Source organism: Telluria sp. GW821-FHT07G12 (genome assembly GCF_059418525.1).
Window position 1 is genome coordinate 351,014 of record NZ_JBWKQA010000005.1, and the last position, 11,926, is coordinate 362,939.

The 11,926-nt window shown below is 66.1% G+C and carries 10 protein-coding genes and 1 riboswitch; of the genes, 3 read left to right on the plus strand and 7 right to left on the minus strand.

Features of this window, described 5'->3' with window-relative positions:
* Positions 1–2: 2 nt before the first annotated feature.
* The 3 genes from AC07PE_RS20195 to AC07PE_RS20205 all read right to left on the minus strand — a co-directional run bounded on the left by AC07PE_RS20195 (position 3) and on the right by AC07PE_RS20205 (position 2,854).
* On the minus strand, positions 3–683 hold the full coding sequence (locus tag AC07PE_RS20195; protein WP_498767747.1) for a hypothetical protein: 681 nt from the start codon (positions 681–683) through the stop codon (positions 3–5).
* A gap of 2 nt (positions 684–685) precedes the next feature.
* The gene (locus tag AC07PE_RS20200) at positions 686–1,552 is read right to left on the minus strand and encodes a MipA/OmpV family protein (protein ID WP_498767749.1); all 867 of its coding nucleotides are present in this window, start codon (positions 1,550–1,552) and stop codon (positions 686–688) included.
* Positions 1,553–1,618: 66 nt separating this feature from the next.
* Positions 1,619–2,854, minus strand: coding sequence for a hypothetical protein (locus AC07PE_RS20205; protein ID WP_498767751.1), 1,236 nt, complete (start codon positions 2,852–2,854; stop codon positions 1,619–1,621).
* A gap of 258 nt (positions 2,855–3,112) precedes the next feature.
* Here AC07PE_RS20205 and AC07PE_RS20210 point away from each other — a divergent pair, with 258 nt between their 5' ends.
* The gene (locus AC07PE_RS20210; RefSeq protein WP_498767753.1) at positions 3,113–4,429 is read left to right on the plus strand and encodes an ATP-binding protein; all 1,317 of its coding nucleotides are present in this window, start codon (positions 3,113–3,115) and stop codon (positions 4,427–4,429) included.
* A gap of 2 nt (positions 4,430–4,431) precedes the next feature.
* Here AC07PE_RS20210 and AC07PE_RS20215 read toward each other — a convergent pair whose 3' ends face one another.
* The 4 genes from AC07PE_RS20215 to AC07PE_RS20230 all read right to left on the minus strand — a co-directional run bounded on the left by AC07PE_RS20215 (position 4,432) and on the right by AC07PE_RS20230 (position 8,296).
* A complete protein-coding gene (locus AC07PE_RS20215) occupies positions 4,432–5,100 on the minus strand; it encodes a thiol:disulfide interchange protein DsbA/DsbL (protein ID WP_498767755.1) in 669 nt (222 codons plus the stop codon).
* Between the two features lie 127 nt (positions 5,101–5,227).
* Entirely contained in the window at positions 5,228–5,557 is a 330-nt protein-coding gene (locus tag AC07PE_RS20220) for a hypothetical protein (protein WP_498767757.1), read from the minus strand.
* On the minus strand, positions 5,554–6,228 hold the full coding sequence (locus AC07PE_RS20225) for a thiol:disulfide interchange protein DsbA/DsbL (protein ID WP_498767759.1): 675 nt from the start codon (positions 6,226–6,228) through the stop codon (positions 5,554–5,556). Before AC07PE_RS20225 ends, AC07PE_RS20220 begins: the two co-directional genes overlap by 4 nt.
* A gap of 115 nt (positions 6,229–6,343) precedes the next feature.
* Positions 6,344–8,296, minus strand: a complete 1,953-nt coding sequence (locus tag AC07PE_RS20230) for a TonB-dependent receptor (RefSeq protein WP_498767761.1) — start codon at positions 8,294–8,296, stop codon at positions 6,344–6,346.
* A 75-nt stretch (positions 8,297–8,371) separates the two neighbouring features.
* Positions 8,372–8,605, minus strand: a riboswitch (cobalamin riboswitch).
* Between the two features lie 117 nt (positions 8,606–8,722).
* Here AC07PE_RS20230 and AC07PE_RS20235 point away from each other — a divergent pair.
* Together AC07PE_RS20235 and AC07PE_RS20240 are read left to right on the plus strand one after the other, a co-directional pair.
* On the plus strand, positions 8,723–10,942 hold the full coding sequence (locus AC07PE_RS20235; RefSeq protein WP_498767763.1) for a M1 family metallopeptidase: 2,220 nt from the start codon (positions 8,723–8,725) through the stop codon (positions 10,940–10,942).
* Positions 10,939–11,871, plus strand: a complete 933-nt coding sequence (locus tag AC07PE_RS20240) for a hypothetical protein (protein ID WP_498767765.1) — start codon at positions 10,939–10,941, stop codon at positions 11,869–11,871. Before AC07PE_RS20235 ends, AC07PE_RS20240 begins: the two co-directional genes overlap by 4 nt.
* The last annotated feature ends 55 nt before the right edge of the window (positions 11,872–11,926 follow it).

The window sequence follows — 11,926 nt, forward strand, 5'->3', positions numbered from 1 at the left end:
TGTTATTCGAACAGCGGAAGAATCGCCAGCGGCGCATTGAAGGTCGCCACCTGGCCGCGCTCGGGGCCGGCGGCAAAGCGGTAGACCACGACCGGGAAATCGTCCGGCTCGCCCACCGCCAGCGGCAGCGCCTGTTCCGGGCTGTCCGGACGGCGCAGGCGCGCCCCGCCCTCGGCCTTTTTCGGGAACACGAAGCGCACGCCGGCGCACTGGCGCGAGCGCTGGGAGGCGTCGACGTAGCGCGCGAAGCCCAGCGCCTGGACACAGGCGGCGCGCAGCTCGGCGACGTCGTACACGCCGTCCGGCCGCAGCGCGATCGACACCTGGGGGCGCAGGCTGAAGCCGAGCCCCCTGCGGTTCAGCATCAATGCGGCATTCTCGTCGTAGGCTGCCTTTTGCAGCGGGAACACGGTGCGTCCCAGCTGGTCGAGCGGCAGGTTGACCTGGGTCGAGCGGCCCGCCAGGCTCAGCTGCAGGCCCTCGGCCAGCGCGCCGCGCTCCCTGGGGAGCACCTGCAGCTGGCTTACCAGCAGGTTCTTGGGGCCGCCGTATTTCTCGAACACGACCATGGCCCGGTACGCATCCCGGTAACTCACGGCATCCCCGTCGTGCGCCTGCGCGGCGGCCGAACCGGCCGCCAGCAGCAGGGCAAGGGATGCGATGAATTGTCGGGCAGGACGCATCGTCAGAATCGATAAGCGATGGCGGTCGAAACCGTCACGTTGGTGGACCGCTCGGTAAGCGGGCTCTTGCCGGCATCGCCCAGCAGGCGTTTGGCCTGCAGGTTCGAGGTCAGCATCCAGGATGGGCTCAGGACCCAGTTCCAGCGCACGGCGGCATGCACGTCCTGCAAGCCGCCGCCCGGCTGGTAAGCGCCGAAGCGGCTGCGCAAGGCTTCCTCCGCGGTGACGCCGAAATAGCTTTCGTTGTACTGGCGGTTGACCAGGCCCACGCCGGCCGACAGCGACACGCGGTGGCGCTCGCCGGCGAGCAGGGCCAGGCGCTGCACGCCCAGGTCCAGGCGCGCGCCGTCGTGGTCCCTGCCCGCCCCGACCAGCAGGCTGGAAGTCAGGCGCCACTGCGGATTCAGATAGGTATTGTAGAAGGCTCCGACTTGCAGGCGCGCACCGATCTCATCCATACCAGCCAGGCGCCCGGTCAGCACGATGGACTTCTCCCCCGGGGCCACCGGGGCAATCCCGGGCGACAGGGTCGCGCCGATGCCGTCGGCGCCCTGGCCGGTGCCGGATTCGTCGCGGCCCGGCTGGATCGCCAGCAGCGGGCCGTACTCGCGAGTGGGTGAACTGGACAGATGCATGCCTGCGCTCATCCCCGAAACGAAGACGCCGTTGCTCCATTCGACCTGGAGCACCGGCAGTGCGGACACCCTGCGGCTTCCCGATCCCTCGTAGCGCGCGGCCGACTGCAGGCCGAAGCCGGCATACATGTCGCGGCTGCCGTCCGGCATCGGATTGGTGGCCGGAGTCTGGGCCATGACCGTGCCACTGGCCAATGCGCCGGCGCTCAGGACGAAGGAAAGAAGCTTGTTCATATAGCCGAGTAAAAAGATTCAGGAAAACAATATTCTACGTGCTTGTCTTCCCTCCTCCCAACTCTGTCAATTCTGCTGCACGACTTCTGTCGCAAATTCGACCGGCAGCTCGCTGCGCTCGATCGCGACCAGGTGCGCCGGGTAGGTCACCAGCATCGCGCACATCACGCCGATCGGCGGATGCCTGTCGATCTTTTGCACGACGATCTTGCCGTCGACGCGGCTCACGCCGGCGATCGAGGTCGAATAGCAGGGGTTGGTGCTGCCCATGAAGACGCCGACCACCATCGTGGTGTTGAAGTCGACCACCGGCACCGGCTGCTCGGGCGCATGGTAAGCCCACAGCAGCTTCCAGGCCTCGGCATCCTTGATCACCACGTTGCGCGCTTCCTCCACGCCGGACTGGCTGGTCTGGCTGATCGTCTTGAAGGCGACGTCGGTGCCGGCGGCGGGGACGAACTCGACCGGGAAATCGCTGCGCTCGATCGCCACGACCTGCATCGCATGGGTGACCACGGCCGGGCAGACGTCGAAGGTCTGCAGCTCACGCTCGTCGACCTCGACCTTGATCGAGTTGGTGCCGGCGACCACGCGCGGGATCGCAATCGTATGGCAGCCGCTGCCGGATTCGCCGGCGAAAGCGGCGACCAGCGTCTTGCTGCTGAAGTCGACCTTCGGCAGCGCGGGCGCCGGGTTGCGGCCGGCGGTGTGCTCGGCCCACAGGCTGGCCCATGCAGCTTCGTCCTTGATGACGAGGTTCTTTTTCGCAGTCACGCCGGAAAAGCTGTCCTTGGCGATGCGTTCGAGCGGCATCTGGGTGCCCGCCTTGGGCAGGAAGCTGAAGCGTTCGACCTTGTGGGCGCTGCCCAGGCCGAGATCGGGCTTGTCGAGGTTCTGGACGATGGTCTCGAACATGCTGCGCGAGGCCGCATCCTGGCAGGTGGTGCGCGGGCCGGCGATGGTGTCGCCGTGCGAGCACAGCGCCTGGTCCGGCTTGGCGCCGAACAGCACCTGTTCATAAGATGCGTCGGCGCAGTTGCCGGCGTGGTCCCACAGGACCTGCTTGCCGTCGATGATGAAGAGGCGGTTGCGGTTTTCGGTGCAGATCGCTTCGCGCGCCAGGTTCTGGAAGTCGGTCATCACCAGCGCCGGGGCCGGTTCACCCACGGCCACGCCCTGGGTAACCTGGCCTGCCTGGCGGTCGGGCTGGGCGCCCGATCCACCGCCGCAGCCGGCCAATCCGGCTACCAGCATTGCGCCGGCGAGCGGCAGTGAAAATATCGCACGTGCAAACATCGCCATCTCCAGCTTCCTCTCTTATGAAGTCTTGTTGGGCGTCGCCGTGTGGCTGGCGCTCGCCTGGAATAAAAAAAGGCCCACCGTCACTCGCGCATCAGGTGGGCCAAACGGAAAAACCTGATGAGTAGCCATCCTACGCATGGCTTGCAAGCGAATCCCCCTCGACATGTCAGGCTTTTGTCTTAACTTTGTAAGATATGGTTTTTTTAATTATTACTCCTATACAATTCCGCCCATGAGCAAGACGAATCCCGTGGCGGCGTGAACCGCCTGTTCTTCCGTTTCTTTATCCTGGTCATGCTGTCGATTACGGCAGCAAGCTTCGTCATCTATTTCATTTTTACGCGCCTGTTCGGCGATCCGCTCGAAGACATCGCGCGGCGCCAGGCCTCGGCCCAGATCTTCCTGCTCGAACAGTATGTGGACCAGGCTCCCGCCGACGAATGGCTGGGGCGCCTGAACAAGGTGCGTGAAGTCTCGAAGGTCCATTTCGACCTCGTTCCGCTCGGCCAGGCCCGCGCCGACCTGCCGCGCTCCACCCTGGCCGCATTCGAGCGCGGCGAGATCGTGCTCGATCCGGCCCGCAAGACCTTCTTCCGGCGCGTCGACCTGGCCGGCGAACGCTATATTGGCAGCAACGAGGAAGCGATCCGCGCCTCCAGCCTGCCGATCGACCTCGGCCAGGCCCTGCTGAAGGAAGTGGTGCGCTACGTGGTGGTGGCGCTGGCGCTGCTGGTGCCGATCGCGCTGTGGTCGCGCTCGCACTGGCAGGGCCTGCAGATGCTGGCACGCACGGCCGACGAGTTCGGCGCCGGCAAGCTGTCGGCGCGCGCGCAGATGAAACCGTCCGACGCGGCCTACCCGCTGGCCGAGCGCATCAATGCGATGGCCGAACGGATTCAGGGCCTGCTGGAATCCCAGAAAAATCTGCTGCACTCGGTCTCGCACGAGTTGCGCACGCCCATCGCGCGGCTGCAGTTCGCGCTGCAGCTGCTGGAAGACCAGGCCGGCGACCCTGCCCTGTCCAAGCGCATCGCGGCAATGGATGGCGACCTGGCGGAGCTGAACGAGCTGGTGAACGAACTGCTCTCGATGAGCAAGCTGGACAACGCGACCGAGCCGCAGCGCGCGCTGTTCGAGGTCGAGCCGGTGCTGCGCGAATGCGCCGAGGGCCTGCATCCGCGCCCCGCCAGCCTGTTTGTCGAGCTCGGCAGCAGGCTGGGCAGCGTCGACGGCGACCGCCGCCTGCTGGCGCGCGCGGTCGGCAACCTGCTGCGCAATGCCCAGAAATACGCGGCGCATACGGTGGCGCTGAGCGCCCGCCACGATGGCGCCCTGCTCGAGATCCTGGTCGACGACGACGGCCCCGGCATTCCCGAATCGGAGCGGGAACGCATCTTCGAACCCTTCTACCGGCTCGACCGCAGCCGCGACCGCGCCACCGGCGGCTTCGGACTCGGGCTGTCGATCGCCCGCAAGGCTGTCAAGCTGCATGGCGGAACCTTACGCGTGGAACGCTCGCCGCTGGGAGGCGCGCGGTTTGTCATTTCCCTGCCCGACGGCGTATTGAGCGCCTAGGCTTATTTGGATGCCGCCGCCTTCGCGACCAGCGCGTCGGCGATCTGCAGCGTCGCCTGGAACATCTCCTGCGGATTGTTGGTCTTGATACTCTCGTGGGCCATCGAAGGCGAGGTCATGTATTTGCCGTCGACGATGATGGTCGGCACCGAATCCACCTTGTAGCTGGCGATGATGCGCTCCAGGCCGCGCAGGCGGGCCTGCACGCCGAAGGAATTCCAGGCACCGAGGAAGGCCGCGCGGTCGATGCCGTTCTTCGAGACCCAGTCGATGATGGCGGCGTCCTGGTTCAGGCGGATGCGCTGCTGGTGCACGGCGTTGAAGACCTTGGCGTGCATGTCGTCCAGGCGGCCGAGCGCTTCCAGGGTCAGGTACAAGTGGGCTTCCGGATCGGCCGCGCCGCTATAAGGCATGTGGATGCGGCGCACCTGGATGCGGTCGCCCTGCTTTTTCACCCATTCCTCGAAACCGGCTTCCAGGCCATTGCACACCGGGCAGTGGTACATGAAGAACTCGATCACCTCGACCTTCTTGCCGGTCGTCTGCACCGGCTGCGGCTGGGCGAGGGTCAAGTAATCGACGCCATTCTGCGGGTTCGCGGGCGAGGCGAAGGCGGAACCGGAGACGGCGGTAGCAAGCAGGCAGGCGGCGGCAAGGCGCAGGAGACGCATGGTGCAATTCCTTTGAGCGTGAACGATATGCATAGCTTAACATTCTTTCCGGAAAGGATTGCCTTAAAGGAAACTTAGGAGCGAAAAAAAACCCGCCTGGTTGGGCGGGTTTCTTGTTTCCTGAAGATCAGCGACGAGGCTTTTCCGGCATTTCCGGCCGCAAATGGCTCACGCCGTACCACAGGTGTTCCCACCAGTGCTCGCGCGAGTGCACGGTGCGCAGGCAAAGGCGGTCGATCTCGCCCTTGAACACGGGGTCGGCGCACTTGTTGGTCAGCACGGCATAGCGCTGGTTCTCGGCATTCACGAGGGCGATGCAGAGCCAGAACACCATGCCGACCAGGACCGCGACGACGCCCCACAGCCAGTGCAGGTAGTACTTGACGTCATGCAGGTCCTCGTCTTCCGGCTTGGACCTGTCGTAGATCTTCAGAATCTTGCCTTCTGCATCGCTCATTTCGTCTTGGCTGCCTTTGCGACCAGTGCGTCCATCACCTGCAGGGTGGCCGCGAACAGCTGGGGTTCGTTACTCACCTTGACCGATTCGTAGACCTTCGCCGGCGAGGTCTGGTATTTGCCGTCGATGACGATGGTCGGGGCGCCATCGACCTTGTAGGCATCGACGATCCGCGACAGGCCGCGCAGCTTGGTCATCACGCCGAAGGAATTCCACGCGCTGGTAAACGCGGCGCGATCGAGACCGTTGCGCGAGGCCCAGTCGATCACTGTGGCGTCGTCCTTCATGCGGATGCGGTCCTGGTGGATGGCCTTGAACACTTTTTCATGCATCTGGTCGACCTTGCCCATCGCTTCCAGCGTCAGGTAGAGGTGGGCTTCCGGATCGTTGGGGCCGCTGAACGGCAAGTGCACGCGCTTCAGGACGATGTTGTCGCCCTGCTTTTTGACCCACTGTTCGAACTGCGGTTCCAGCGCGTTGCAGTGCGGGCAGTGGTACATGAAGAACTCGATCACCTCGACCTTCTTGCCGGCTGCCTGCACCGGCTGCGGCTGAGCGAGCGTCACGTACTCGACGCCGCTCTTCGGGTCGGTCGGCGAAGCAAAAGCCGCAGTGGACACGGCCGAGGCAACGAGGCTGGCGGCAAGCAGGGCGAAACGCAGGGAACGCATAAGTATCCTTATCGAGTTGATTGTGCAAACGACCGCGAGATTACCACTTTTTCGCCCGCCATCCTTAGCCCCGGCTTATTTTTTGCATTGCTTACCGCTTGTTACACCGCCGTGATCAGAAGTCGTAGCGCGCCGAGAGTTTCAGCTGGCGGCCGTCGCTCGGGTAGATGCCCGACTGGCAGCCGTAGGCGTAGCTGTAGTAGCGGCGGTCGGCCAGGTTCAGGCCGCTCACCGCGACTTCCCACGGGCCCAGCTTGACGGCGTAGCGCGCATCGAAGCTCACGTAGGACGGCATGGTGGCGGCGCAGCGGTTGTCGAAGTCGCTGCCGTAACGCTGGCGGTCGACCCATTGCGCGCCGAAGTCCGCGCTATGGCCATTGCCCGGCAGCCAGCTCAGGCGGGCGGTGAGCACGTTCTTCGGCACCAGCACCATCTCGCGGCCGGCGTTCGGGCCTTCCGTGAACTTGGCGTTCACGTGCTGCAGGTGGGCGGTGGCGCGCCAGCCGGCCGCCAGCTGGGTCTCGGCGTCGATTTCGAAGCCCTGGCGGCGGGTCGGGTCGAGGTTGGTGTTGGCGAAGGCGGTCGGGTCGTAGAAGATCTCGTTGTCCAGCTTGTGGCGGAACACGCGCGCCGTCAGCTTCTGCACCTCGTTGCCCCAGCTGGCGCCGAATTCCAGGTCGTGCGAGGTCTGCACCTTCAGCAGGCTCAGGCTGGTGCGGAAGCTGTTCTCGTCGACGTTGGCCACGCGGTAGCTCTGCCCTGCCCGCGCCGTCAGCTCCAGCTGCGGCAGCACGCGGTAGCTGCCCTGCGCCTCCCAGGCGTTCTGGCCCTGCGAACCATTGTCGGCAACGCCGCCGGCCATCGCGTCGATGTAGTCCTTCTCGAAGATCTCGCGGCGCGCGCCCAGCGCGATGCGGCCGTCGTGGGCAGGATCGAAGCGCAGCTCGTCGCGCAGGTAGAAGGACTTCGATTTCTGGCTGGCGTCGGCCAGCGAGTAGTCGGACGTGGTCTTGCGCTTCCAGTCGTTGACGTCGACGCCGGTCACCAATTCGTTCAGCATGCCGCCGTCCAGCGTATGCAGCCAGCGCGCGCGCGGCGAGAACTGGTTCTGGCGCCCTTTGTACTTGGTTACCGAGGCGCTTGAACCGAAGTAGTAATTCGAGTCGACGTCGCGTTCGCGGTGCGACAGCTCGGCCGCCAGGTCGACTTCGCCGATGCGGTAGTCGGCAAAGGCGGTGACGCGGTCGGTATCGAGCGTGCCGAAATCCTTCGGGGTCTGGGTCTGGCGCGGATTGGCCTGGAACTGGGCCAGGGTCAGCGAGCCTGGCAGGCGCGTATCCTGGCGCGCGCTTTCCACGCGCACGCCGGCGCGGCCGCCCACATAGGCCAGCTGCGCGCCGGCCGAGATGCTGTTCTGCGTGAAGGCGCTGTTGGCGCGGTAGTTGTCGTTGTCCTGGCGCGCCACGGCGGCATCCAGGCTGACATTGCCCGCCACGTGCGACAGGGAAGCGCGCAGGTCGCGCTCCTTGAACTGGCCGGCTTCGGCGAATACCGAGCCATGCGTGCCCGATTGGGCGTAGCGCGCATCCTTGCGCGTGACGATCTGGATCACGCCGCCGGTGGCGCCTTCGCCATACAGTACGCTGCTGCCGCCGCGCACGATCTCGATGCGCTCGACGGTGTCGATGGGGATGGTCGACAGCACCGAATTGGCCAGCTCGTTCTCGTTCAGGCGCACGCCGTCGACCAGGATCACCATGTTCTGCGCGCCGTTCGTGCCGAAGCCGCGCAGGTCGAGCGCGAAGTCGGGTGAAGAGTCCAGGCTCTGGCGCCCGAACACGCCGCCGATCTTGCGGATCGCACCGTTGACGTCGTTCACGCCGGCCTGGCGGATCTCGTCGCGGGTGATGACAGTGGCGCCGATCGGCTCCAGCGTGTCGGCGCTGGGAAAGCGCGAACCGGTGATGACGACGGTCGACGATGCTGGCTCGTCGGCGTGGGCGGCAAAGGGAATGGAAAAGGCAAAGGCGCAGGCCAGCGCGAGTGCGGGCTGATTCTTGGAAGTCATCGATGTTTCTTTGGTCGGTCGTTAGGCCGGCGCGCGTCCCCGCATGCCGGCTCGTCATGGAAGCGCGGCATGGCGCCCGCTTCCCCCTGTCTGGCCGGTATCCGGGCTAGCAAGACGGACCGCTCCACCTTCCTACGCACAGCGCGCAGTGGTGTTTGAAGCAGCCAGTCGCCGTTAAGAGCGACGCTTGTTTACCGTTGCGGGGGCAGCACACGTTGGCGCGGCGCCGGGGGCGCCTGCGCTCCGTGTTTCCCGTTTAACTGCATGCATACGACGACGCATGCGGGCACCAGAACCCCGAAATTATAAACCTATTAAGCAACATCTCTGCCGTCGGACGGTCATTGAGGGGTTTTTTCGCATATAGTGTGAGCACAAAAGCAACTTAATAAACTTCATCCAGACTTTGGGGGTCTTCGAATGAGATTGGGTTCCACATTCTTGCGCACGGGCGCGGCCGCGGTCCTGCTGGCGGCGGGGGTGGCGGTCACCGCCGACCTGCTGGCTGGTCCGGACAAGCCTGCACCGGCGCCTGCCGCAGCCGCCGCGCCGGCGGCGTCAACGGACGGCATCGCGCTGGCAGCGCCGAACGCAGCCGCGGTGCTGGTACCGAGCGCGCCGAACGCCTGGGGCGGCGTCCGCACCGGACTCGAGCCGACGCTGTCGGACCGGGTCGTCCACTACGACATCGACGCCACCCTCGACCCGGTCAAGCACACGGTGACGGGCCGCGAAAAACTCAGCTGGCGCAACCGCAGCAGCGTGCCGGTCAGAAGCGTCTACGTGCACCTGTACATGAATGCCTTCGAAGGCGCGGGCAGCACCTTCTTCACCGAGAAGCGCCAGCGCGAAGGCGCCTTCCGCTCCGGCGTCGAAATCAAGGAAGGCGAATGGGGCCACATCGCCCTGCGCACCGTGACCCAGGGCGAGGCGACCGTGCCCTGGACCTTCGTCCATCCCGACAAGGGCCCGGCCACCGACCATACCGTGGTGCGCTTGGACCTGCCGACGGCCGTGGCGCCTGGCGCCTCGACCGTGCTGGACATCGACTTCCACACCCAGCTGCCGCGGGTGATGGCGCGCACCGGCTACTTCGGCAGCTTCCACTTGGTCGGCCAGTGGTTCCCGAAGATCGCCGTGCTGGAACTGCCGGGCGAACGCGGGGCCACGGCGCCGCGCTGGAACGCGCACGAGATGCACCTGAACTCCGAGTTCTACGCCGATTTCGGCAGCTACGACGTGCGCATCTCGGCGCCGAAGGAATACACGGTCGGCGCCACCGGCGAGCCGCAGGGCGCCCCGGTCGAGAAGAACGGCATGCTCACCCACCGCTACGTGCAGGGCGACGTCCACGACTTCGCCTGGACCGCCGACAAGCGCTCGGCCAAGCCGATGGTCGAGACCTGGACCGGACCGGGCAGCCCGAACGTGACCGTCACCGTGCTCTACCCGCCCGAGTACGCGGCCAGCGCGGCGCCCGCGATGAAGGCGGCCAAGGATTCGCTAACCTACTTCTCGAACACACTCGGCCCCTATCCGTATAAAACGCTGACGGTCGTGATCCCGCCCCACAACGCCGAGGAAGCCGGCGGCATGGAGTACCCGACCTTCTTCACCGCCGAAGGCTATGCCGAGATCGATCCCGAGCTGGGCCAGCAGTATCTGCTGGACTTCGTCACCATCCACGAATTCGGCCACGGCTACTTCTACGGCCTGCTGGCCAACAACGAGTTCGAAGAACCGGTGCTGGACGAAGGCCTGAATGAATACTGGGACCTGCGCATGATCCGCGAGCGCGGCCAGAAGATCCACGCCGCTTCGCCCTTCATGCGCCGGATCGGCATCACGCCAAGCTTCGACGCCTTCGCCGCCGAGCGCATGGGCACTCCGCGCAACGACCCGGCCGACGCGCCGGGCCAGAACGCCTACGACCGCCTGCAGGACATCGGCCCGGTCTACAGCCGCACCGCGACCCTGATGCGCGACCTCGAAGAGCGCGTCGGCAAGGAGCCGATGGAGCGCGCCTTCAAGGAATACTACCGCCGCTGGAAGTTCCGCCATCCGAGCACCGCCGACCTGCGCGAGACCCTGGCCGAAGTGACCGGCCAGCGCGCCGCCGTCGAAGCCGTGTTCGCCCAGCAGGTGTACGCAGTGACCAAGGTCGACGACCGTGTCGCGGAAATCAACAGCCGCGAAGTGCTGCCGCTGCCGGGCACGCGCCAGGCAGGCAGCAACTGGGTCGAGGACAAGCAGGACGACATCGACAAGCGCGTCGAGAAGGAGCGCGAAGCCTGGAAGAAGGCGAATCCGAAGGCCAAGGAAGACATGGGTCCCTACCCCTTCCGCACCGAAGTGCTGGTGCGCCGCTACGGCGCCGCGGTGCCGCAGCTGCTGACCGTGAAGTTCGCCGACGGCAGCGTCGAGAACGTGCGCTGGGACGCCAACGAGAGCTGGCACAAGTTCAGCTGGACCAAGCCGGCAAAGGCCGTCTCGGCCGAACTCGATCCGCAGCGCCAGCACTACCTCGACGCCAACAAGCTCGACGACAGCCGCACCATCAAGGCCGATGCGAGCGCTTCACGCCGCTGGGGCATGGACGCCGCCGCCTTCATCGAATACCTCCTCACCCTGATCGCGACCGTATGATGAGCACCGACCAGACCCTCGACTCCCCTTCCCTGGCGCCGCAGAACGCGGGCGTGCGCCGCCGCCATGGCCTGCGTCCCCTGTTCGGCGCCATGCGCGCCGCGCTGCAGTGGCGCCTGATGCTGTGGTGGGCCGTGCTGCTCTTGCTGCCGACCCTCGTGGCCAGCCTGCCGGTGTGGCAGATGCTGAGCGCCAGCCTCGACCACTCGGTGCACGCGCCGCAGCTGGCGGAGAAACTCGACATGCTCGCCATCGCCGACCTGGTGGGCAGCGCGCGCGAGCGCTTCGGCGCCGCCATCGGCAGCGGCGGCATCGTCGCGCTGGCGCTGACCCTGCTGCTGTCGCCGCTGCTGGCCGGGATGAGCATCCACGCCGCGCGCGCCACCAAACGCCCCGGCTTCATCGACCTGCTGGCCGGCGGCGCCCAGGAATACGCGCGCATGTTCCGCATGCTGGTGTGGAGCGCGATCCCGCTGGTCATCGTCGGCGTCGTCGCCGGCGTCGCCTTCAAGGTGGCCGGCAAGAGCGCCGAGAGCGCGATCCTGGAGAGCGATGCCGAGCGCGCTTCGCACCTTGCGCTATTCGCCACCGCGGTGGTCTTCGTGCTGATGCACGCGACCATCGACGCCGGCCGCGCCCTGCTCGCCAACGAACGCCGGCGCCGCTCGGCCATCGTGGCCTGGTGGGGCGGCGTGCGCCTGATGCTGCGCCGTCCGCTCACGCTGCTGGGCGTGTACGTCATCGTCACCGGCGTCGGCCTGGCGCTCGCCGCCTTGCTGGCGCTGGCGCGCCTGCACGTGCCGGCAATCGGCGCGGGCGGGACCGCCGCCGCCTTCCTGCTGACCCAGCTGGCGGTGCTGGTGCTGGGCTGGATGCGCAGCGCGCGCCTGTTTGCGATGATGGCGCTGGTGAGGGCGCGTCCGCAGTAATTGTTACTGCCGTCGCTCCCGCCTGCGCGGGAACGGCGGCTGCGTTACCATGGCT